This window comes from Stenotrophomonas sp. 8(2023), assembly GCF_030345295.1.
In the GTDB taxonomy this organism is placed as follows: domain Bacteria; phylum Pseudomonadota; class Gammaproteobacteria; order Xanthomonadales; family Xanthomonadaceae; genus Stenotrophomonas; species Stenotrophomonas muris.
In genome coordinates this window covers 4,286,348-4,307,233 of record NZ_CP128404.1, presented here as the reverse complement: position 1 = coordinate 4,307,233, position 20,886 = coordinate 4,286,348, and the positions used below count along the sequence as shown (strand labels likewise).

The 20,886-nt window shown below is 68.8% G+C and carries 20 protein-coding genes; 10 read left to right on the top strand and 10 right to left on the bottom strand.

Annotated features, from left to right (window positions below; all coding sequences use genetic code 11):
- Positions 1-176 precede the first annotated feature (176 nt).
- The 4 genes from QP609_RS19915 to QP609_RS19900 all read left to right on the top strand — a co-directional run bounded on the left by QP609_RS19915 (position 177) and on the right by QP609_RS19900 (position 2,777).
- Positions 177-425 (top strand): hypothetical protein, encoded by a 249-nt coding sequence (locus QP609_RS19915; RefSeq protein WP_005420185.1) that lies wholly within the window; start codon positions 177-179, stop codon positions 423-425.
- A 123-nt stretch (positions 426-548) separates the two neighbouring features.
- Positions 549-1,466 carry a bestrophin family ion channel gene (locus QP609_RS19910; RefSeq protein ID WP_014038878.1) on the top strand — a complete coding sequence of 306 codons (918 nt, stop codon included), beginning with the start codon at positions 549-551 and terminating at the stop codon, positions 1,464-1,466.
- Between the two features lie 19 nt (positions 1,467-1,485).
- Positions 1,486-2,475 carry a porphobilinogen synthase gene (gene hemB, locus QP609_RS19905; RefSeq protein ID WP_164077007.1) on the top strand — a complete coding sequence of 330 codons (990 nt, stop codon included), beginning with the start codon at positions 1,486-1,488 and terminating at the stop codon, positions 2,473-2,475.
- Between the two features lie 32 nt (positions 2,476-2,507).
- On the top strand, positions 2,508-2,777 hold the full coding sequence (locus tag QP609_RS19900; RefSeq protein WP_032959066.1) for a hypothetical protein: 270 nt from the start codon (positions 2,508-2,510) through the stop codon (positions 2,775-2,777).
- A gap of 120 nt (positions 2,778-2,897) precedes the next feature.
- Here QP609_RS19900 and QP609_RS19895 read toward each other — a convergent pair whose 3' ends face one another.
- A complete protein-coding gene (locus tag QP609_RS19895) occupies positions 2,898-3,761 on the bottom strand; it encodes a PD40 domain-containing protein (RefSeq protein WP_197621504.1) in 864 nt (287 codons plus the stop codon).
- Positions 3,762-3,809: 48 nt separating this feature from the next.
- On the opposite strand from QP609_RS19895, the gene aroE reads away from it, so the two are divergent.
- From aroE to dinG, 3 genes are all read left to right on the top strand, one after another.
- Positions 3,810-4,655, top strand: coding sequence for a shikimate dehydrogenase (gene aroE / locus QP609_RS19890; protein WP_014648790.1), 846 nt, complete (start codon positions 3,810-3,812; stop codon positions 4,653-4,655).
- Positions 4,656-4,658: 3 nt separating this feature from the next.
- Positions 4,659-5,012, top strand: a complete 354-nt coding sequence (locus tag QP609_RS19885; protein ID WP_014648789.1) for a hypothetical protein — start codon at positions 4,659-4,661, stop codon at positions 5,010-5,012.
- A 167-nt stretch (positions 5,013-5,179) separates the two neighbouring features.
- Complete coding sequence (dinG, locus tag QP609_RS19880) at positions 5,180-7,282, top strand: ATP-dependent DNA helicase DinG (protein WP_049442037.1); 2,103 nt, start codon at positions 5,180-5,182, stop codon at positions 7,280-7,282.
- 104 nt (positions 7,283-7,386) lie between these two features.
- Here dinG and ilvD read toward each other — a convergent pair whose 3' ends face one another.
- Positions 7,387-9,225 (bottom strand): dihydroxy-acid dehydratase, encoded by a 1,839-nt coding sequence (gene ilvD, locus QP609_RS19875; RefSeq protein ID WP_049404917.1) that lies wholly within the window; start codon positions 9,223-9,225, stop codon positions 7,387-7,389.
- A gap of 409 nt (positions 9,226-9,634) precedes the next feature.
- On the opposite strand from ilvD, the gene QP609_RS19870 reads away from it, so the two are divergent.
- Genes QP609_RS19870 through QP609_RS19860 form a run of 3 tightly spaced genes read left to right on the top strand, consistent with a single transcriptional unit; the run spans position 9,635 to position 12,052 of the window.
- A complete protein-coding gene (locus tag QP609_RS19870; RefSeq protein ID WP_005420172.1) occupies positions 9,635-10,207 on the top strand; it encodes a DUF1190 domain-containing protein in 573 nt (190 codons plus the stop codon).
- Positions 10,208-10,214: 7 nt separating this feature from the next.
- The gene (locus tag QP609_RS19865) at positions 10,215-11,393 is read left to right on the top strand and encodes a glutathionylspermidine synthase family protein (protein ID WP_014648785.1); all 1,179 of its coding nucleotides are present in this window, start codon (positions 10,215-10,217) and stop codon (positions 11,391-11,393) included.
- Positions 11,393-12,052 carry a hypothetical protein gene (locus QP609_RS19860; RefSeq protein ID WP_032957033.1) on the top strand — a complete coding sequence of 220 codons (660 nt, stop codon included), beginning with the start codon at positions 11,393-11,395 and terminating at the stop codon, positions 12,050-12,052. Before QP609_RS19865 ends, QP609_RS19860 begins: the two co-directional genes overlap by 1 nt.
- A 456-nt stretch (positions 12,053-12,508) precedes the next feature.
- On the opposite strand, the gene QP609_RS19855 is transcribed toward QP609_RS19860, so the two are convergent.
- From QP609_RS19855 to QP609_RS19820, 8 genes are all read right to left on the bottom strand, one after another.
- On the bottom strand, positions 12,509-13,807 hold the full coding sequence (locus QP609_RS19855; RefSeq protein ID WP_014648783.1) for a DUF58 domain-containing protein: 1,299 nt from the start codon (positions 13,805-13,807) through the stop codon (positions 12,509-12,511).
- Positions 13,804-14,790 (bottom strand): MoxR family ATPase, encoded by a 987-nt coding sequence (locus QP609_RS19850; RefSeq protein ID WP_197621833.1) that lies wholly within the window; start codon positions 14,788-14,790, stop codon positions 13,804-13,806. The genes QP609_RS19855 and QP609_RS19850 overlap by 4 nt, the downstream gene beginning before the upstream one ends.
- On the bottom strand, positions 14,787-15,971 hold the full coding sequence (locus QP609_RS19845) for a DUF4350 domain-containing protein (RefSeq protein ID WP_197621832.1): 1,185 nt from the start codon (positions 15,969-15,971) through the stop codon (positions 14,787-14,789). The genes QP609_RS19850 and QP609_RS19845 overlap by 4 nt, the downstream gene beginning before the upstream one ends.
- Entirely contained in the window at positions 15,968-17,584 is a 1,617-nt protein-coding gene (locus QP609_RS19840; RefSeq protein ID WP_197621831.1) for a DUF4129 domain-containing protein, read from the bottom strand. Before QP609_RS19840 ends, QP609_RS19845 begins: the two co-directional genes overlap by 4 nt.
- Entirely contained in the window at positions 17,574-18,566 is a 993-nt protein-coding gene (locus QP609_RS19835; protein ID WP_014648779.1) for a stage II sporulation protein M, read from the bottom strand. Before QP609_RS19835 ends, QP609_RS19840 begins: the two co-directional genes overlap by 11 nt.
- The gene (locus QP609_RS19830; protein ID WP_014648778.1) at positions 18,563-19,252 is read right to left on the bottom strand and encodes an RDD family protein; all 690 of its coding nucleotides are present in this window, start codon (positions 19,250-19,252) and stop codon (positions 18,563-18,565) included. Before QP609_RS19830 ends, QP609_RS19835 begins: the two co-directional genes overlap by 4 nt.
- Before the next feature lie 124 nt (positions 19,253-19,376).
- Positions 19,377-19,907, bottom strand: coding sequence for a gamma carbonic anhydrase family protein (locus QP609_RS19825; RefSeq protein WP_014038860.1), 531 nt, complete (start codon positions 19,905-19,907; stop codon positions 19,377-19,379).
- A gap of 141 nt (positions 19,908-20,048) precedes the next feature.
- Entirely contained in the window at positions 20,049-20,870 is an 822-nt protein-coding gene (locus QP609_RS19820) for a nucleotidyltransferase domain-containing protein (RefSeq protein WP_262216865.1), read from the bottom strand.
- Positions 20,871-20,886 lie beyond the last annotated feature (16 nt).

The following is a 20,886-nucleotide window of genomic DNA, read 5'->3' as shown; positions in this document are numbered from 1 at the left end:
CTGTAGGACTGGTTGCGATCATCGGCGGGCCACTCTGAATCGGCGCCAACACCCGGCCCAGAGCAGGCACGGCGGCACGCTAGCACGGTGCCGGTGACAGCCCCGCCAACGGCAGTAGGCGGCGACGGCGGGAACGACTATGGTGCACAGACAGGAACCAACTGCGGGAGAGTGGAATGGGCGTGATCAGTCTGTTGTGGGGCGTACTGGCGCTGTTGTGGATGATCCTGGCGCTGATTCCGCTGCTGGGCTGGGGCAACTGGTTCCTGATCCCGTTCGCCGCCGTGGGCGCGGTGATCGCCGCGCTGGGCATCCTGTTCACCCACCCGACCAAGCGCGGCCGGGCCTGGGCCGGGCTGGTGCTGAACGGCATCGTGGTGGTGGTCGGCATCCTGCGCCTGGGCCTGGGGGGCGGCGTGATCTGAGCCGCATCGCCGGGTGCGACAGGGCGTCGCAGGTACACGGCCGCGGGCCGGGCAGGGGCGTACAATGAACGGCTGCGCGAGCCCCCCGCGTGCCTGTGAATCCGCGCCCGGCGCGGCTGCCCCATGATCATCCGACCCCGTCCCCACGGCTGGCAACTGCTGTACATCCTGCGCGGCTCGATCGTAAAAGCGATCGCGCCGAAGGTGCTGGCCATCCTGATCCTGTCCATCGCGGTGGCCGCGGTGGTGGAGCTGGCGCCGCCGACCGGCATCGAGCGCGTTTCCGTCACGCCGTTCACCCTGCTCGGCCTGGTGCTGTCGATCTTCCTCAGTTTCCGCAACAGCGCCTGCTACGACCGCTGGTGGGAAGGCCGCAAGCTGTGGGGCCAGCTGGTCTACGAATCGCGTTCGCTGGCCCGCCAGGTGAACCTGCTGCTGGCCGATGACGCCGGTCGCCGCCGCCGCATCGCCTACCTCACTACGGCTTTTGCCCATGCGCTGGCCGCGCGCCTGCGCGGGCGCATCGTGGCCCTGGCGGCGTTGCCGTGGCTGGACAAGCCGCAGCGCGAGCAGCTGGGCCAGCGCGAGAACGTGCCCGACGCATTGCTGTCGATGATCGCTGCCGAGCTGGCCCAGGCCCTGCGCGCCGGCGAACTCGACCCGATCCTCTACACCCAGCTGGAAGAGCGCCTGCACGCGATGTCGTCGATCCAGGCCGGCTGCGAGCGCATCCTCACCACGCCGCTGCCGTTCGCCTACACCCTGCTGCTGCATCGCTGCGCATGGATGTTCTGCGTGCTGCTGCCGTTCGGCCTGGCCAGCTCGCTGGGCTGGGGCACGCCGGTGCTGTCGGCGGTGCTGGCCTACGCCTTCTTCGGCCTGGACCAGCTGGGCGAAGAAATGGAAGACCCGTTCGGCCTGGAGCCGAACGACCTGCCGCTGGACGCGCTGGTGCGCACGATCGAGATCGACCAGCTCGACGCGCTCGGCGAACGCCCGTTGCCCGAACCCCTGCTGCCGCAGGGCTACCTGTTGCAATAGCCACTCCTCGGAGCCTGCCATGTCCCACCCGCTTTACCGCCCGCGCCGCATGCGCCACGACGAGTTCTCGCGCCGCCTGATGCGCGAGAACACGCTGACCACCGACGACCTGATCTACCCGGTGTTCGTGCACGAACGGGCGGGCCGCACCGCAGTGCCGTCGATGCCGGGCGTGGAGCGGCTGTCGATCGAAGAGCTGCTGAAGGTGGCCGAAGAAGCGCTGGAACTGGGCATTCCAGTGATCGACCTGTTCCCGGTGATCGACCCGTCGCTGAAGTCGCTGGACGCGTCGGCGGCGTGGGCCGAGGACGGCCTGGCGCAGCGTGCGATCCGCGCGCTGAAGTCGCGCTTCCCGGAACTGGGAGTGATGACCGACGTGGCGCTGGACCCGTACACCACCCACGGCCAGGACGGCATCATCGACGACAAGGGTTACGTGCTCAACGACATCACTGTCGAAGCGCTGGTCAAGCAGTCGCTGTCGCACGCCGAGGCCGGTGTGGACATCGTCTCGCCGTCGGACATGATGGACGGCCGCATCGGCGCGATCCGCCGTGCGCTGGATGCCGACAACCACATCAACGTGCGCATCATGGCCTACTCGGCCAAGTACGCCTCGGCGTTCTACGGCCCGTTCCGTGATGCGGTGGGCAGCGCGGCCAGCCTCGGCAAGGCCGACAAGAAGACCTACCAGATGGACCCGGCCAACGGCGACGAGGCCTTGCGCGAGATCGCGCTGGACCTGGAAGAGGGCGCCGACATGGTGATGGTCAAGCCGGGCATGCCGTACCTGGACCTTGTGCGCCGGGTGAAGGAGACATTCGGTGTGCCGACCTTCGCCTATCAGGTGAGTGGCGAGTACGCGATGATGAAGGCCGCCTTCGCCAACGGCTGGCTGGAGGAACGCGCCTGCGTGCTGGAGTCGCTGCTGGGTTTCAAGCGGGCCGGCGCCGATGGTGTGCTGACCTATTTCGCGCCGCAGGTGGCGCGATGGCTGCGCGAGCGCTGACAATAGCGCCACGATAGACGGAGGACTGCGCGATGGGACCCGAACTGGGATGGATGCAATGGCTGATCTGGGGCACCGGTACGCTGGTGTTCGGCGCCATCATCGTCGCTGTCTTCATCGCCGCCTGGCGGGCCGGCAAGCGCCCGCCGGAACAGCTCTCCGCTGCCCGCCACGTGGCCCGTGAGCAGGCGCTGCCGGAGACCGTGCAGGCCGAGCTGGCCGCGTTGAACCAGCGCAAGGACAACGGCCAGCTGAGCGAGATGGAGTACGAGCAGTTGCGCGCCAAGGTGTTGTCGCGCTGACGGGGCGTTTCATCCACGCATGGCGTGGATCTACTGGTAGTCGCCAACCTTGGTTGGCGCTTTCATGTATGCCAACCAAGGTTGGCATCTACCAAACGGCCATCCACGCATGGCGTGGATCTACCGCGCGCACCCGGCCACCGCCGCCACCTTCGGCACCGCCAACCGGTACACGTCCACGCCACCGGCACGCGGCGCCTTCGCTGCACTGCTGGCCACCATCATCTCGCCCGGTTTGGCGTTGTCGACCACCGGCGCACCGGTCCAGCCGCCGGCCTGGTTGAACGACAGCCCCAGCGGCTGCAGCGCTACACCGCTCCACGCACAGCCGCTGCTCCAGACCTGCGCGGTACTGCCGTTGCCGCGGCTGAACACCACGGCGCCGTCCTGGCCCAGCCAGTCGCCGTCGGTCTCGTCGTCGACGCTGTTCAACGCGCTCAGTGCGCTGGCCTGGCCGCGCAGGCCCTGCGCATCCAGCGTCGCCACGAACAGGTCCCAGCCGGCGCCACGGCCCTGCTGGCGGGCAAACAACAGCTGCTTGCCGTCCGCGCTCAGGGCCGGCCCGCGCTCTTCCCGGCGCCCACCGTCACCGGCCAGCGGCTGCGCCGGGCCCAGCCGGCCGTCGGCGGCCAACGCGGCGCGGTACAGCGCCAGCGCGCCCTCGCGGCCGGCCGCGAACAGCAGCCAGCGGCCGTCACGGCTGAAGTAGGGATCGCGGGCTTCACCGGCCACGCCTACCGGCAGTACCTGTGCCTGCTGCCAGCGACCGTCCACCACGCGCGCCTCCCACAGGCCCCAGCCGGCCTCGCCGCGGCGGGCGAAGACGATGCGCTGGCCATCGGCGCTGATCGTGGCGCGGCCTTCGTCGGCGCGGGTCGAGACCACGCCCATGCCTTCGATGCCGTACTCGTTCAACGCCATCGCCACGGGGGCAGAGAGTAGACTGGCGGCGAGCACCAGCAGGGGCGGGGTGATGCGCATCATCCGGTTCCGTGCACGAAAGAGCATCAGTCTAGCCAGCTTGAGGATTCCATGACCGACCGTTACGCCGTCTTCGGACACCCCGTTGCCCACTCGAAGTCGCCGCAGATCCACGCGACGTTCGGTCGCCAGGAAGGCATCGCCATCGACTACCGCGCGATCGACCTGGCCCCGGATGCGTTCCTGGCCGGACTGGAGGCCTTCGCCGCCGAGGACGGTGTCGGCGCCAACGTCACCCTGCCGCACAAGGAAGCCGCGTTCTCGGTGTGCACCACGCTGACCGCGCGCGCGCGCCGCGCCGGCTCGGTCAACACACTGCTGCGCAAGGGCGACCGCTGGCACGGCGACACCACCGATGGCATCGGCCTGGTGCGCGACCTGACCGACCGCCACGGCCTGGACCTGCGCGGTCGCCGCGTGCTGATGATCGGCGCCGGTGGCTCGGCGCGCAGCGTCGCCCCGGCGCTGCTCGATGCCGGCATCACCGAACTGGTGGTGGTCAACCGCACGCCGGAGCGCGCCGACGAACTGATCGACGCGATGGGCGAGCCCGGCCGTGCGATCAGCCGCTACTGGGAAGACCTGCGCGACCTCGGCGACTTCGAACTGATCGTCAATGCCACCTCGGCTGGCCGCGACCGCGACGTCGAGTTCAAGCTGCCGCTGTCGCTGGTCAATTCGATGACCACTGCTGTCGACCTGAACTACGGCGAGGCGGCCATCGCCTTCCTGGCCTGGGCCCGTGCGGCGCAGTGCCGCAATACCGTCGACGGCCTGGGCATGCTGGTCGAGCAGGCCGCCGAGAGCTTCCTGCAGTGGCACGGCGTGCGCCCGCAGACCGGCGAGGTCTACCAGTCGCTGCGCCAGGGCTCGGCCGTGCTGGCCGGCGAGGACTGACCGATGGACAGCACAACCCTGATGGTGACCGTGCTGAGCATGGTCGGCGTGCGCCTGCCTGTGCTGATCGCGCTGTGCGTCGGCCTGGTCTGGGTGGTCGGTGCGCCGCGCGATGCCACCCGCACCGGCGCGCTGGTCGGCCTGCTGCTGTTGCTGCTGTCCAGCCTGGGTGGCCTGGCGGCGGGCATGCTGCCGATGTGGCTGGTCAGCAGCGGCAACTTCAGCGCCATCTCGGGCATGAGCGCCATCTTCGGCGTGGTGCACTTCGCGCTGGCGATGGTCGAGGCCATCGGCGTGGTGCTGCTGGTGTGGGCGCTGGTGCGCCTGCTGCGTAGCCGTCCCGCCCCGGTCGCCTGAGCGCTGGCGCCGGGCCACGCCCGGCGTGTTTCGCCCTTGTGCGGCGCGGGCTTCGGACCGTGCGCGCCGGCGGGCGTCGTCGCTGGCTCGTTCAGGGTGCCAGCAACAGTGAACGCGGCCGGCCATGCGACAATGACCGGCCTGATCCAGCTACGGTAGTTCCCGGCGTGACCGAAACCGTCGCCGCTCCGCGCACGCTCGATGACACCTTGAAGGACGCGATCCGCAAGGCGTACACGACGCTGCAGGCCAACACCCCCGGCTTCTCCACCCGTCGCTCGCAGAGCCAGATGATCGGCGTGGTGTCGCGCGCGCTGTCGAAAAGCGGTGGCGTTGGCGTGGTCGAGGCGCCGACCGGCGTCGGCAAGAGCCTGGGCTACCTCACCGCAGGCGTGCCGATCGCGCTGGCCACCAAGAAGAAGCTGGTGATCAGCACCGGCACCGTGGCGCTGCAGTCGCAGCTGGTCGAGCGCGATATCCCGAATTTCCTGAAGGCCACCGGCCTGGAAGCGACCGTGGCGCTGGCCAAGGGACGCACCCGCTACCTGTGCACGCGCAATGCCGCCGAGGCGCAGGGCGAGGGCTCGCAGGGCGGCATGTTCGACGATGACGCGCCACTGTTCGACCGGCCGCTGGCGCCGATCGAGATGGACATCGCCAAACGCCTGACCGACGCCTTCACCAGCGGCAGCTGGGATGGCGATATCGACAATGCGCCGGAGACCATCAGTCCCGGCCTGCGCAGCCGCATCACCACGCCGGCCTCGGGTTGTGCCGGGCGACGCTGCGCCTATTCGGCGCAGTGCGCGGTGCTGCGCTCGCGCAATACGGTGCGCGACGCACAGATCGTGGTCACCAACCACGCGCTGCTGCTGTCGGCGCTGTCGATCGGTGACAGCGACAACGGCCAGCCGTTGATCGCGCCACCCTCGGACATGCTGCTGGTGCTGGACGAAGGCCATCACATCGGCAACGTGGCGATCGACCAGGGCGCGGCCAGCCTCGCGCTGGACGAGATGGCCAAGCGCACCGGCCGCCTGCAGATCCTGATCGCCGGTGCCTACCGCGCGGTCGACAAGGACCGGCTGGGCAACCTGCTGCCCAACGAAGCGATCGAAGTCGCCAGCAACGTGGCCAAGCAGCTGCGCGCGTTCCGTGATCACATCGAGCGGGTGTGGATGCCGGCGCCGGCGGACGAAGAGCCGATGTGGCGCGCGGCCAATGGACGCCTGCCCGAGGCCTGGCGCGAGCCGATCGAGGCACTGGCCGACGATACCCGCAGCCTCTACAACTGGGCGCATGCGGCCACCACGCAGGTGGCCAAGGGCAAGCCGGACGATGCCGCGCGCGAGCGCCTGCAGCGCAACCTGGGCATGGCGCTGGAGATGATCGAGCAGCAGTACAACCTGTGGCAGGCGTGGCGCCGCGAAGACAAGGACGGCGCGCCGCCGATGGCGCGCTGGGTGACTGCCACCCGCGATGGCGACCTGGTGCTGCACGGTTCGCCGGTGTCGGCCGCGCACGTGCTGCGCAAGCTGCTGTGGGATGAAGTGGACTCGGTGGTGATGACCTCGGCGACGCTGACCGGCGGTGGCGACTTCCAGGCGCTGGCGATCGACAACGGCATTCCGGAAGAGGCCGAGATGGTCTCGCTGTCGTCGCCGTTCGACCTGCCCAACCAGGCCGAACTGATCGTGCCGAAGTTCCCGGTCACGCCGGACGACCGCGAAGGCCACCCGCGCGAAGTGGCGCGCTACCTGGACACCGAACTGGACTGGGCCAAGGGCTCGATGGTGCTGTTCACCTCGCGCTGGAAGATGGAGAAGGTGGCCGGGCTGATGCCGGCCGCGCGCCGCAAGCAGGTGCTGGTGCAGGGCGAGATGTCCAAGACCCGGCTGATCGAGGAACACCTGAGGCGTGTCGAGGCAGGCGAGGGCTCGGTGCTGTTCGGCCTGAACTCGTTCGGCGAGGGCCTCGACCTGCCCGGCGAGGCCTGCACCACGGTGGTGATCACCCAGGTGCCGTTCGCCGTGCCGACCGACCCGCAGACCGCCACCCTCAGCGAGTGGTTCGAGGGACGCGGGCTCAACGCGTTCAACCTGATCGCCATTCCGCATGCGCTGCGCACGCTGACCCAGTTCGCCGGCCGCCTGATCCGCACCTCCACCGACACCGGCCGCGTGGTCATTCTTGATTCGCGGCTGCTGACCCGCCGCTACGGCAAGCGCATCATCGACGCGCTGCCGCCGTTCAAGCGCGTGATCGGCTGAAAAAGGGGACGGAGGGGATTAAGTCGTTTGAGGCACAAACGACTTAATCCCCTCCGTCCCCTTTTCCCAGATGGCGGCCAGCGGCCGGCACTACCGGATCGGCATCAATCGCCGAGCAGGGCGGTGTTGCGTACGGCGCCCTTGTCGGCGCTGGTGGCCAGCAGGGCGTAGGCCTTCAACGCGCTGGTGACCTTGCGCGGGCGTGGCGCGCGCGGTTTCCAGCCACGCGCGTCGGCGTCGGCGCGGCGCTGGGCCAGCGTGGCCTCATCCAGCAGCAGGTCGATGCGGCGGGCCGGGATGTCGATGCGGATGCGGTCGCCGTTCTCCACCAGACCGATGACACCGCCGCTGGCGGCTTCCGGCGAGACGTGGCCGATCGACAGGCCCGAGGTGCCGCCGGAGAAGCGGCCATCGGTCAGCAGCGCGCACTGCTTGCCCAGTCCTTTCGATTTCAGGTAGCTGGTGGGGTACAGCATCTCCTGCATGCCCGGGCCGCCCTTCGGCCCTTCGTAGCGGATCACCACTACCTCACCCGGTTGCACCTCGTCGGCGAGGATGCCGGCGACGGCGGCGTCCTGGCTTTCATAGACACGCGCGGGGCCTTCGAACACGTGGATCGATTCGTCCACGCCGGCGGTTTTCACCACGCAGCCATCCACGGCCAGATTGCCACGCAGCACGGCGAGGCCGCCTTCCAGTGAGTACGCATGCTGCAGCGAGCGGATGCAGCCCTCGGCGCGGTCCATGTCCAGGGTCGGCCAGCGCGTGGCCTGGCTGAAGGCCTCCTGGGTAGGGATGCCGGCCGGGCCGGCCTTGAAGAAGGCATGCAGGGTGTCGTTGTCACTGCGCACTACGTCCCAGCGTTCCAGCGCGTCGGCCAGGCTGGCGCTGTGCACGGTCGGCACCGTGGTATCGAGCAGGCCGGCACGGTCCAGTTCACCGAGGATGCCGAACACGCCGCCGGCGCGGTGCACGTCCTCGATGTGGTACTTCGGCGTGTTCGGCGCCACCTTGCACAGCTGTGGCACGCGCCGCGACAGCGCGTCGATGTGGGTCAGGTCGAAGTCGACCTCCGCCTCCTGTGCTGCGGCCAGCAGATGCAGGATGGTATTGGTGGAGCCGCCCATGGCGATGTCCAGGGTCATCGCATTGGCGAACGCGGCCTGGGTGGCGATGCCGCGCGGCAGCGCGCTGGGGTCTTCGCCGCCGTACCAGCGATGGCAGAGTTCGACGATCAGGCGGCCGGCGCGGCGGAACAGCGCCTCACGGTCGGCGTGGGTGGCCAGCGTGGTGCCGTTGCCGGGCAGCGACAGGCCCAGCGCCTCGGTCAGGCAGTTCATCGAGTTGGCGGTGAACATGCCTGAGCAGGAACCGCAGGTGGGGCAGGCGCTGCGCTCGAACGCGGCGACTTTCTCGTCGGAGGCGCTGTCATCGGCGGCCACCACCATCGCATCGACCAGATCCAGCTTGTGCTCGGACAGCTTGGTCTTGCCCGCTTCCATCGGCCCGCCGGAGACGAACACCACCGGGATGTTCAGGCGCAGCGCGGCCATCAGCATGCCGGGGGTGATCTTGTCGCAGTTGCTGATGCACACCAGCGCGTCGGCGCAGTGCGCGTTGACCATGTACTCCACGGCGTCGGCGATGATCTCGCGGCTGGGCAGCGAATACAGCATGCCGTCGTGGCCCATCGCGATGCCGTCGTCCACGGCGATGGTGTTGAATTCCTTGGCGACGCCGCCGACCTGTTCGATCTCGCGCGCGACCAGCTGGCCGAGGTCCTTCAGGTGCACGTGGCCGGGCACGAACTGGGTGAAGGAGTTGGCGATGGCGATGATCGGCTTGTGGAAGTCGCCGTCCTTCATGCCGGTGGCGCGCCACAGGGCGCGGGCGCCGGCCATGTTGCGACCGGCGGTGGAGGTGCGGGAACGGTATTCGGGCATGGCGGGCGGAACGGGCGGGCCGTACGACGTGGGGGTCAGCCGATCATGGCCAATTTTTTCGGTTGCTGCTGCAACCACCTTCACCGCTTGCAGCGGCTTGGCGGTCCGCGCATTTCCCCTTATCCCCGCGCCTTCGGCGCGCCCCCCTTGAACAACAAGGGGGCTTCTTGCCGGAGACTTGGCTGCGCGCGCCGGGCATGACCGGGCGCCGCGGGATGTGTACCAACCAAGGTTGGCACCTACCAGAGCGGTGCGTCGCCTGGGGTCGGATCCCATCGCGGCGCGATGGGCTCTGACCCCAATGCCGACGAAAATGAAAGTCCGTTCATCTTTCGCACTTTGCCGATTCCGGTTGCTGGCCCGGATTTGGCATCATTGGGGCATTGATCCGTCGACAGGGCATGAGGCCATGAAACGTTCCCGCACCACCGCGCTGCTGCTGATGAGCGCCGCGCCGCTGCTGTTCACCGCCTGCCAGAAGGAGCCGGAGGTGAAGGTGCAGGAAGGCCTGTATACCTCGGTGGAGGCCTGCACCGAGGCCACCGGCGATCCGTCGTCGTGCCGCAATGCGTTCGCTGAAGCGCAGAAGCAGGCCGCCGATGCGGCGCCGAAGTACGCCAGCAAGGAAGCCTGCGAGAAGGACTACAAGCCGGAACAGTGCGTGCAGCAGCACACCTCGGCCGGTACCTCGTTCATCGGCCCGATGATGATGGGCTTCTTCATGTCGCAGATGCTGAGCAACCGCGGCGGCCTCGCCCCGCAGGCGCCGGCGTCGGCACCGGCTTATCAAGACAAGAATGCGGGTTGGGCGCGCCCGGCACCGGGCGGCACCGGTGGCCTGAACACCGCCAGCGGCATCGGTGCTGGCAAGGCCGGCCTGGCCCCGGTCACCAGCGAGCCGAACCGTGCGGTCACTGCCAGCCGTGGTGGCTTCGGCAACACCAGCGCACGCCGCAGCACCAGCGGCAGCTACGGCGGCTGATCAACCCATGCAGCGCATCCGGATTGCCGAGCGTGCCCAGTGGCGGGCGCGCGCGGAAGAGGCGGGTTTCCGCTTCCACACCATCGACGGCCAGCCGTACTGGGATGAACGCGCGTATTACGCCTTCACCCTGCGCCAGATCGAACAGGACATCGAAGACCCCAGCGCCGAGCTGCACCAGATGGCGCTGGATCTGGTCGGTGATGTCATCGGCAGCGAACGCTTGATGGACCAGCTGGCGATTCCGTCGCACTACCGCGACTGGATCGCCGACAGCTGGCGCCAGCGCCAGCCGCACCTCTATGGCCGCCTGGACCTGGCCTACGACGGTACCGGCCCGGCCAAGCTGTACGAATTGAACTACGACACGCCGACCTCGCTGTTCGAAGCCAGCTTCTTCCAGTGGCAGTGGCTGGAAGACCAGCGCAATGCCGGCCGCCTGCCGCAGCATGCCGACCAGTTCAACGCGATCCACGAAGCGCTGGTCGAGCGTTTCGGCGACCTCGCCACGCAGCTGCCGCCGCCGCTGTACTTCAGCGCGGTCGGCACTTCGGAGGAAGACCGTGGCACGGTCGAGTACCTGCGTGACTGCGCATCCCAGGCCGGCCTGTTCGGGCAGGCCATCGCCATCGAGGACATTGGCCTGTCCGAGGACGGCCGCTTCACCGCGCTGGACGACTCGGTGATCGGCACGCTGTTCAAGCTGTATCCGCTGGAAGACCTGATGGCCGAGGAATTCGGCCGCGCGCTGCCCGGCTCGGGCGTGCAGCTGCTGGAACCGGCCTGGAAGGCGGTGCTGAGCAACAAGGGCATCCTGCCGCTGCTATGGCAGCGCAACGTGGGCCATCCGAACCTGCTGGAGGCGCATTTCGATGACGGCAGCGCGCTGGCGTCGGGCTGGGTGCGCAAACCGCTGTTCTCGCGCGAAGGGGCCAACATCGAGATGCACCTGGCCGATGGCAGCACCCAGCGCAGCGACGGTCCCTACGACGGCCCGGCGATCATCCAGCGTGCGCATCCGCTCACCCGCTTCGAAGGCGGCTATCCGCTGATCGGCAGTTGGGTGATCGGTGACCATGCCTGCGGCATCGGCATCCGCGAGGATGACAGCGCGATCACCCGCGACAGTGCGCGCTTCGTGCCGCACGCGATCGTCGACGAGGCGCCGACGCGGATCTACGTCTGATGACGGTGCGGCGCAATCGCGACCTGCGGCCTGCGCCGCTGCCGGGCCGGCATCTGGATGACGGCCACGCCCTGTGGCGCTATTCGGACCGCATCGCGGTGCGCTGCCACCGCTGCGATACGCCCGGCTGGGTGGTGCGGACGCCGGAATCGCGACGTTTCCGCTGCCTGGGCTGCAGCGCAGCCCTCGACAGTGGATGCGGCTGCGGTTGCTGTGCCGCGGGCGACTGGGTCGGGCCCGTGCGCTACAGCGGCTATCGTCCCTGCGGATACTGCGGGCACAAATGGGTCCGCGCCGAGCTGCACCGTGCGCGTGCAGTGTCGCCGTTGCGGACGCTGGCGGCGGACTGCAGTCAGTGCGGACGCAGCAGCGAGGTGGAGGTCACGTTGTCGCGATGGCGTGGCAATGAGGCGATCGATCCGCATTTTGGCTTGCCGCTGCGGCTGGTCGAAAAGACTGCGGCCGGCGTGCTGTGGGCCTACAACGAAGCCCATCTGCAGGCACTGCACGACTACGCTGCCGCGCCTCTGCGCGAGCGCGCGGGCGTTACCAACGGTTCGATGTTCTCGCGCCTGCCGCAGTGGATGAAGCTGGGCCGCAACCGGGTGCTGCTGCAGCGTGCGGTGGAGCGGTTGCAACGTCGGTTGCTTCAGGGGTAGTCCCGGCCGCTGGCCGGCAACCGGTTTTGGTAGATGTCGACCCTGGTCGGCGCTGTGGGTTCGTGCCAACCAAGGTTGGCACCTACCAGGGCGATGCATCGGTTGCCGCAGGGGTAGTGCCGGCCGCTGGCCGGCAACCGGTTTTGGTAGATGCCGACCTCGGTCGGCGCTGTGGGTTCGTGCCAACCAAGGTTGGCACCTACCAGGGCGATGCATCGGTTGTTGCAGGGGTAGTGCCGGCCGCTGGCCGGCAACCGGTTTTGGTAGATGCCGACCTCGGTCGGCGCTGTGGGTTCGTGCCAACCAAGGTTGGCACCTACCAAGGCGATGCGGCGGTTGTTGCAGGGGGTAGCGCCGGCCGCTGGCCGGCAACCGGTTTTGGTAGATGCCGACCCTGGTCGGCGCTGTGGATTCCGTGCCAACCAAGGTTGGCACCTACCAGAGCGATCGCGGGTATCAGAGCAGCCCTTCGCGCTTCACCGCCAGATAGCGTTCCACCAGCGCGCCGGGCAGGGCATCGGCGGTCACGTCCAGCACCATCACCTTTTCGCTGCGCAGGGCCTCATGCGCCTTCGCGCGTTGCTGCAGGTACAGCGCGGCGGCACCGGCCTGGGTGGCGTCTTCCAGTGTCTGCACCTCGCCCTCCAGTGCGCCGTCCAGCTCGCGTTCGCGCAGGCTGGCCACGCACACCAGGTGGCGCCGCTGCAGCAGGCGCACTGCCGCCAGCAGGTCTTCGATGTCCTCATCACGCACGTTGCTGACCAGCATCACCAGCGCACGCCGGCGCTGGCGCAGCGACACCTCGGTGGCGGCGGCCAGGTAATCGGTGGCCACCGCGCGTGGCTGCAGGTCGTAGCTGGCGCGCAGCAGGTGCTCGACCGTACCCATGCCGCGCTGCGGTGCCACCCAGCGGCGTTCGCCACCGGCAGCGTACAGGCCGGCAGCGTCGCCCTGGCGCAGCGCCAGGTAAGCCACCACCAGCGAGGCGTTCAAGGCATGGTCGAAGTGCGAGAGCCCGCCTTCGCTGGCCAGCATGCGCCGGCCACTGTCCAGCATCAGCAGCAGCTGCTGGTTCTTCTCGTCCTGGTATTCGCGCGAGATCAGCTTGCGCGCACGCGCGGTGGCCTTCCAGTCGAGCTGGCGCAGGCTGTCGCCGATGCGGTACTCGCGCATCTGGTGGAAATCGGTGCCTTCGCCACGGCGGCGCTTCACGTGCGCACCAACCAGCCGCGAGGCCTGGTCGGCACTGAACAATGCGAAGCGGGTGAGCGGCACGAAGTTCGGATAGACCCGCACCTCCAGCGCCGGCGGCAGCGTGCGTTGCTGCCACCACAGGCGCCACGGCGAACGCATGCGCAGGTGCACCCCCTCGAAGCGGAAGTGCCCACGCTGCAGCGGCTGCAGGTGGTAGTGCAGGGTGGACGCCGTACCGGCCTGCAGGCGCACGCGCTGCGGCAGCGCTTCCAGCGGCCAGCCGCCGGGCACCAGGTCGAACACCTGCACCGTCATCGATTGCTCGGCCTGCAGGCGCAGCGCCGCCTCGCGGCGCACGCCCAGCGCCAGCGCTTCGGGCAGCTCGCGCTGTACCTGCGGCGACGGACGCCGCGACTGCCGCCACAGATCCCACAAGGCGGGCAGCGCGATGACGACGGCTGCCAGCGCCCAGCTCCAGCGCGGCAGCCACCCGCCCAGCACCAGGCCGCCCAAGGCAGCCCAGGCCAGCAGCAGCGCCAGCAGCAGCGGGGCCGGTCTCATCGGCGCGGTGCTTCCACCTTGGCCAGCAGCGCGCCCAGCACGTCGTCGGCGTCCTGGCCTTCGATCTGCAGCTCCGGGGCCAGTGCAATGCGGTGGCGCAGCGCCGGGCGCGCAATGTCGCGCACGTCGTCCGGCGTGACGAAGTCACGGCCGGCCAGCACCGCCTGCGCGCGCGAGGCACGCACCAGCGCGATGCTGCCGCGGGGGCCAGCGCCGACCGCGATGCCCGGCCACTGCCTCGTGGCCGCCACAATCCGCACCGCGTAGTCGATCACTTCGTCATCGACGGTGATCGCCGCGGTCGCGCGCTGCAGTTCCAGCAGCTCGCCGGCCCCCAATACACGCGGCACCTGGCTCAGGTCGAAATCGCTGGCGGCACGGCCACTGGTGATCGCGGTCACCATGCGCTTCTCGGCCTCCAGCTGCGGGTAGTCGATCAGCACCTTCAGCAGGAAGCGGTCCAGCTGTGCTTCCGGCAACGGGTAGGTGCCTTCCTGTTCCAGCGGGTTCTGCGTAGCCAGCGCCATGAACGGCGGCGCCAGGGTGAAGGCCTTGCCTTCGATGGTCACCTGGCCTTCCTGCATCACTTCCAGCAGGGCCGACTGGGTCTTGGCCGGGGCACGGTTGATCTCGTCGGCCAACAGCAGGTTGGTGAACACCGGGCCGCGACGGATCTTGAAGCTCTCGCTCTTCGGGTCGTACACCGCGTGGCCACTGACGTCGCTGGGCATCAGGTCGGGGGTGAACTGCACGCGCCCGTAGTCCAGCTCCAGGGCCTGTGCCAGTGCACGCACCAGCAGGGTCTTGCCCAGACCGGGCACGCCTTCGATCAGCACGTGGCCACCGGCCAGCAGCGCCACCAGGATCTGGTCCAGTACATCGGCCTGGCCGATGAAGGCGTGTCCAACGGCGGTGCGGATGGCATCGACGCGTTCGATCAGGCGGGCGTTGGCGGCCGCCGGCAGCTCGGGGACTTCGGTCATAGCAGGGATCTCATCTGGAGCAGCAAGCGGATGCGCTCGCGCAGGGCGGAGGAATCGTGCGGTGGCGGGGGCGTGAGCGCGCTGGCAACACGGCCTTGCGGCCATTTCAGCAGTTCGGCGATGGCCTGATCGCGCGGCGCACCGTCCAGTGCAGCGGCTACCGGTGCGCGCAGGCGCAGGCGATGCAGGAACAGGGCGAACACGGCGTCGTACAGGCGCGTGCCGTGGCCGAAGCGCAGCAGCAGCTCGCCACTGGCACGCACGTGCTCCAGCAGCGAGCGGCGTTCCAGCACCGGCGACGGCAGCAGGCTGCCAAAGCGCTGCGAGCGGGCCCACAACCAGCCCAGCAGGGCCAGCAGCAGCGGCGCCCACAGCGGCCAGGCCTGGTAGAACAGGCGCGCCCACAGCGACGGCGGGCGGCTGGCGTAGACCAGCCAGAAAGTGCCCTTGCCGTAATTCGGGTCGAGCAGGTAACGGGTCAGGTCGCGGTGCGAGAGATCGTGCAGGCCATCACTGGCCTTGCCTGCGGCCGACGCCAGGCGTGCCGCCGGTGAGTCCACCTCGCCGCGCATGAACTCCATGTCGGCCAGCACGCTCACCTTGCCCTGGCCATGGCGCAGGCGCGCGAACACCAGGTTGCGCTCGTTGCCCCAGCGCCGTTCGGCCCGCGCATTGGCGGCAAAGCCCAGCGTGAAGCGACGGCCGCCGCAGAACTCGACGTGGCTGGGATCATCGATGACGTGGAATGGCTGGCAGTCACTCTGCTGATACAGGCTGTCCACGCCCAGCTGGTCCAGCAGGGGCCCCTGCGTGCTGCTGGCGTCGTCCTCGGCGGGCGGCGGCGTACGCACCAGCAGATGGCCACCACCATCAACCCAGGCCAGCAGGGCCCTGGCCGCCGGTGCCGGCAGTTCGCTGCTGTCCTGCAGCAGCACCACCGTATCGTGCGGGCCCAGCGCCATCTGCTGCAGGTCCAGCCGCGGCCGCGAGTGCACCTCGATGCCATCGGCACGCAGGGCCTGGCCCAGCACGTACAGCGGGTTGTAGCCAGCTTCGCCCTGCGGCGGCAGCTGCACGGTCTCGGTCACGCGTTCGTGCGTGCGCAGGTAAAGGATCGTCAGCGGCACGCCGAACAGCACCAGCGCGCCCAGCAGCAGCGACCAGAACAGGCGCGGACTCATGCCAGCCACCTGTACTGCCGGCGCAGGGTATCGGCCAATGCATCGAAATCGGCGCGGCTGGGCAGGCGGCCACCGTAGGCGGCGTACTGCCACATGCGCACGATGCGCGCGAACAGGTCACGGTCGGTGGCATCGGGCATGCGCCGCGACGCGCGCAGGCATTGCGCTTCGGTAGCACCGGGCGGAAGCGCGATGCCGCTGCGCTCGCCCACCGTGCGCACGCTGGCGCGGTACAGCAGGGCCAGCGCCTGCCGCGGCCGCCCCTGGTCCCACAGCAGGCCGGCCTGGGTGGCCACGTCCGGCGGCAGCACGACCGGCAGTTCCACCGGTTCTTCCACTACCTGCGGTGCGGCCTCGGCCTTGCGCCGGCCACTGCCGCGCAGCCACGGCAGCCACAGCCGCGCGGTCAGCAGCAGCACCAGCAGCAGGATGCCGAGCAGGCCCCACAGGCCCCACTCGGCCAGGCGTGCCAGCCAGGCGATGCCGTCCTTGCGCGCTTTGCGTTCACCCTTGCTGTTGGTGTCACGCTGCAGCTGCTTGTCTTCCTTCTTTTTTTCCTCGGCCTGCTCGATCGGCTTCCAGCGCGTGACCTGGCGGGTCGGGCGCTGCAGCGGGTCCTCATAGGCGCGGTTAACCGCCTGGCGGAAGCCGGCGGTGTCCACTGGCGCTGCACCGAAGATCATGGTCGGTGCATTGGCCGGATCGTTCGCCGCAGTGGCCGGTTCCTCCGCGCTGTCCTCGTCCTCTCCGGCATCGTCCGCCTGTTCTGCGGCCGTCTGCGCGTCCTGCGCATGCACTGGCGCGGAGGCCAGCGGCAGGGCAAGGCACAGCAGCAGGGCCAGCGTCGATGCCGCCGGCAGCAGCCGCTCGCGCAGGCGGCGCAGGGCGATCTCCACGTCCCACGCTTCCATCTGCGTGCGCCGGTTCAAGTACAGGCCGAAGCCGGCGCCGACGTAGAACGGACCGATCAGCAACGAGGCCAGCCAGCACGCCAGGTTGAAGCCGGCCCGCGCCCAGGCGGGTGTGTCCTGGCCGATCATGTCCCACGCGGCACGCCATGATTCGGACATCAGCTCCAGCGGCATGAACATGAACACCGCGCCGATCGCACCGGACACCAGCACCGCTTCAAACGCCATGCAGGCCACGGTCAGCACGGCGGCGGCACCCGCCGCACCAGCGGCCACAGCGCGGCGGCGTGCACCGCGCTGGGCCGGCGCATTGCCCTCCAGCAGGTTCACCGGCAGGCACAGGCTGCGCAGCACGCTGAAACGGCGCCAGCCCAGGTAGCCCCAGAAACCTGCATTGCCCCAGCTGCGTTGCGCGCGCAGGGCCGCCAGCGTACCGACCGGCTCGCCGAAGATGCCACGCGACAGCACGTACAGCGGCGCCCGTTCGAACAGCGGCTTGCACCACCACATCGCCAGCCACGCCCAGCCGAATGCATCCAGCCACCAACCCAGCGCGTTGAAGACCACGAACAGCGGCGCACTGGCCAGCAGCCAGCTGCCCCATACCGCGCGTGCGTGGCGGCGCGACAGGGCACTGCCCAGCTCCATTGCTTCCCAGCCGCTGCGCGCGCGCAGCACCACGTCCAGGTGGTCAATGCGCATGGCCGCCTCCGCGTCCGCCGCGCCACAGCCACAGCAGCACGCCGGCCCACAGCATGCCGGCCACGCTGAACTTGCCCCACGCCGGCACGTCGGCAATCGACGACCAGAAGGCTTCGATGAACGCGGCCACCAGCAGCATGAACGCCACGCCCAGGCACAGGCGCGCACCGATGCGGCCGCCCTCGACCAGTGCATCCAGGCGGCTGCGCCGGCCGGGTGCCAGCAGTTTCATGCCCAGCTGCAGACCGGCACCGCCGGCGATCACGATCGCGGTCAGCTCGAAGGCACCATGGCCTGCGACGAAGCGCCAGAACGGATCACCATGGCCGATGTGCTGCAGGTGGCCCGCCACCGAACCGATGATCACGCCGTTGAACAGCAGCACCAGCAGCGTGCCCAGGCCGGCCAGCAGGCCGCTGGCGAAGGTACGCAGGGCGATGCTGATGTTGTTGAGGATGTAGTGGCCGAACATCATCCAGTCGGTGCCGCTGTCGCGTCCCAGGCGCTCGGCGGCCGGATCGTACATGCGCTCCATCTCGGCGATCTGGCGGTTGTCCATCACCATGTGGATCAGGTCCGGATAGACCTGCACCAGCACGAAGCAGGCCAGCGCCGGCAGCGCGAACATCGCCAGCGCCACCCACATGCTGCGCGCCTGGCTGCGCACCAGCAACGGGAAGTCGGCCACCAGGAATTCCAGCGCACCGCGCCAGCGCGTCGGCGGCGTGCGGTACAGCACGCTGTGGCCCTGCTGCATCAACTGCTGCAGGCGCTGCACCAGCTGCGGGCTGTAGCCGCGCTCGCGGGCCAGCGCCAGCTGCTGGCACAGGCGCCGGTAGCGCTGCGGGAAGGCGGTATCGTCCAGCGCGAGCGCGCTGGCCTTGCGCCGCGTGCGGCGCGAAGCACCGGCGCGCAGCAGCAGCCAATGTTCCAGGTCCTGCCATTCCTGCTGGTAGCGGGCGACGAACTGTTCCTGCTTCATCGCCGCCCCAGCAGCCAGTTGGCCATGGCATACAGGCGCAGCACGCCGACCTGGCCGTGGGTGCCGGTCAGTGGCTCGGCAATGCCGGCCAGTTCCTGCTGGCGTGCCGCCGACAGCCGCGGCGCGCGCTCGGCAAAGGCCATCAGCGCCGCCTGTTCTTCCGGTCGCAGCGGCTGCGGCGGGGCCAGCACGCTGTCGATGGTGGGCGGAGGCGGCAGGTACAGCACCGGTGCATGCACCACCACGGTACCGGCCACCAGGTCGCCGAGGCGGCGGCCGTGGGAATCGAACAGGCTGCTGATCAGGCCCAGTGCATAGCCGAACGGCAGCATGTCCACGGTGCGCAGCAGGTTGCGGGTGATGGCGGCCATCCAGCCCACCGGCGCGCCATCGCGCGCGAGCACGTGCAGGCCCAGTGCGCGCTTGCCCAGGGTGCGGCCCCACCGCGCTTCGCAGACGATCGGGTAGGCCCAGTAGACCAGGAACATCAGCACCAGGCCGAGCCCGGAGCCGAACGAATCCAGCAGTGCCAGCGGAATCGACATCAGCACCAGCACCGCGATGCGCACACCCAGATCGATCAGCCAGGCCATCGCCCGTGGCACCGGGCCGGCCGCCGGCAACTGCAGCGGCACACCCTCCGGCGTCACCACCTCGCGGTAGGTATCGAGCATCGGTGCGGCCATCAGTGCGATGGCCTTCGTTGTGGGCGGCGGAGTCCTCTCCGGCAGGCAGCCACAGGCATGGGGGGTCTCGACAGGTCCTGGTCGGGCCCAGACTTTAGCAGAGCCGCATGGCGGCGTTGGCCGTTCAGCCCAGGTATTCGTCCTTCAGCCGCACGTAGTGGTCGGCCGAATAGTGCAGCGACTCGATCTCCTTGTCGCTCAGCGTGCGCGCCGGGCGGGCCGGGTTGCCCACCCAGAGCTCACCTTCACCGACCACCTTGCCCGGGCCGACCACCGCTCCGGCACCGACGAAGCCATGGCGTTCCACACGGGCGCCATCGAGGATGCAGGCGCCCATGCCGATCAGGCTGTAATCACCGATGGTGCAGGCGTGGATGATGCAGCCATGGCCGACGGTCACGCCTTCGCCGATCAGGGTCGGGTAGCCGGCCTTGTTGTACGGGCTGTGGTGGCTGACGTGGATGATGGTGCCGTCCTGCACATTGGTGCGCGCACCGATGCGGACGTAATTGACGTCGCCGCGGATGATCGTACCCGGCCACACTGATACGTCCTCGGCCAGTTCCACGTCACCGATGAGGGTGCAGGCCGGATCGATGTACACGCGCTCGCCGAGGACGGGCATCTTGTCGCGGAAGGGGCGCAGCGGGTTCATCGGTGTCTCCGGAAATCAGGGCGTTCACCGCGATGATACCTGCGTGGTAGTGCCGGCCGCTGGCCGGCAACGTCATGGGCGTACCTGGAATTCTGCGGTTGCCGGCCAGCGGCCGGCACTACCCGAGTCAGGTGCAGCCGCTCAGATCGGCGCGTGCTCGGCCAGCATCTGCCGGAACAGCTCATCCAGCCACGCCGCATCACCGTGTCCAGCGGGCAGCTGCGGCGCCTGCGCAGTCCGGATGGCCAGTTCACGATCGATGAAATCGCTGATCGCCGCGATGCGTGGTCCGGCACTGACCTCGGCACTGGCGCGTTTAACCGCCAGCAGGGCATCGATGGCTTCACGCACCGGGCCGTGCGTCAGCAGCCGGTCCAGCAGGTCCTCGAAGGCCATCGGCGGGGGGGTCTGTTCGTGCTCGATCCACTGGCAGGCCAGCAGTGGGCGCAGCACGTACAGGTACTTCTTCGTGCGTACCGTTTCGCCACGCAGGTAACCGCGATGGTTCGAGCGCGCCATGTTGAAGTAGTGCCACCACGTGCCCAGTGGTGAATAGAACGACTCAGCTGCCTTCCAAAGCTGCGACACTGCGGTGTGATCCTGCTGGTAGATGATCGGCGAGCGCAGCCATTCAATCAGTGTCGGATTGGATTTTGAAACCAGGCGCAATGCCTTGCGCAGGTCCCAGCCGCTGACATCGAGCTCATCGTCGATCGGCAGTTCGATCACGTCCCGCTGCGCATCGCCGGGGCCGGTGCTCTCGTTGACGGTGAGATACCACGGCTGGCGATGCACGTAGATGAAGCGTGCATCGTAATCGCTGTCCGGCGAAGAGAAGCCCCAGCCACGGCTGCCGGACTCGCACGCCAGCAGAACGCGCACGTCGTGTCGCCGTTCGATGTCGGCGAGGCTGGAAAGAATGGCGGCGCGCTTGTCCGGCGCGATCGGGTGGATGTCGTCCATGCAGTCGTGATCCGTT

Bases quoted from the DNA above. Each gene is read 5' to 3' on its own strand.
- QP609_RS19860 (WP_032957033.1), top strand. From the start codon at position 11,393: ATGACGGTGCGGCGCAATCGCGACCTGCGGCCTGCGCCGCTGCCGGGC.
- aroE (WP_014648790.1), top strand. From the start codon at position 3,810: ATGACCGACCGTTACGCCGTCTTCGGACACCCCGTTGCCCACTCGAAG.
- QP609_RS19840 (WP_197621831.1), bottom strand. From the start codon at position 17,584: ATGCGCATTGACCACCTGGACGTGGTGCTGCGCGCGCGCAGCGGCTGG.
- QP609_RS19855 (WP_014648783.1), bottom strand. From the start codon at position 13,807: ATGAGACCGGCCCCGCTGCTGCTGGCGCTGCTGCTGGCCTGGGCTGCC.
- QP609_RS19915 (WP_005420185.1), top strand. From the start codon at position 177: ATGGGCGTGATCAGTCTGTTGTGGGGCGTACTGGCGCTGTTGTGGATG.
- QP609_RS19835 (WP_014648779.1), bottom strand. From the start codon at position 18,566: ATGAAGCAGGAACAGTTCGTCGCCCGCTACCAGCAGGAATGGCAGGAC.
- QP609_RS19910 (WP_014038878.1), top strand. From the start codon at position 549: ATGATCATCCGACCCCGTCCCCACGGCTGGCAACTGCTGTACATCCTG.
- hemB (WP_164077007.1), top strand. From the start codon at position 1,486: ATGTCCCACCCGCTTTACCGCCCGCGCCGCATGCGCCACGACGAGTTC.
- QP609_RS19850 (WP_197621833.1), bottom strand. From the start codon at position 14,790: ATGACCGAAGTCCCCGAGCTGCCGGCGGCCGCCAACGCCCGCCTGATC.
- QP609_RS19845 (WP_197621832.1), bottom strand. From the start codon at position 15,971: ATGAGTCCGCGCCTGTTCTGGTCGCTGCTGCTGGGCGCGCTGGTGCTG.
- QP609_RS19820 (WP_262216865.1), bottom strand. From the start codon at position 20,870: ATGGACGACATCCACCCGATCGCGCCGGACAAGCGCGCCGCCATTCTT.
- QP609_RS19900 (WP_032959066.1), top strand. From the start codon at position 2,508: ATGGGACCCGAACTGGGATGGATGCAATGGCTGATCTGGGGCACCGGT.
- QP609_RS19830 (WP_014648778.1), bottom strand. From the start codon at position 19,252: ATGGCCGCACCGATGCTCGATACCTACCGCGAGGTGGTGACGCCGGAG.
- QP609_RS19870 (WP_005420172.1), top strand. From the start codon at position 9,635: ATGAAACGTTCCCGCACCACCGCGCTGCTGCTGATGAGCGCCGCGCCG.
- ilvD (WP_049404917.1), bottom strand. From the start codon at position 9,225: ATGCCCGAATACCGTTCCCGCACCTCCACCGCCGGTCGCAACATGGCC.
- QP609_RS19885 (WP_014648789.1), top strand. From the start codon at position 4,659: ATGGACAGCACAACCCTGATGGTGACCGTGCTGAGCATGGTCGGCGTG.
- QP609_RS19865 (WP_014648785.1), top strand. From the start codon at position 10,215: ATGCAGCGCATCCGGATTGCCGAGCGTGCCCAGTGGCGGGCGCGCGCG.
- QP609_RS19895 (WP_197621504.1), bottom strand. From the start codon at position 3,761: ATGATGCGCATCACCCCGCCCCTGCTGGTGCTCGCCGCCAGTCTACTC.
- QP609_RS19825 (WP_014038860.1), bottom strand. From the start codon at position 19,907: ATGAACCCGCTGCGCCCCTTCCGCGACAAGATGCCCGTCCTCGGCGAG.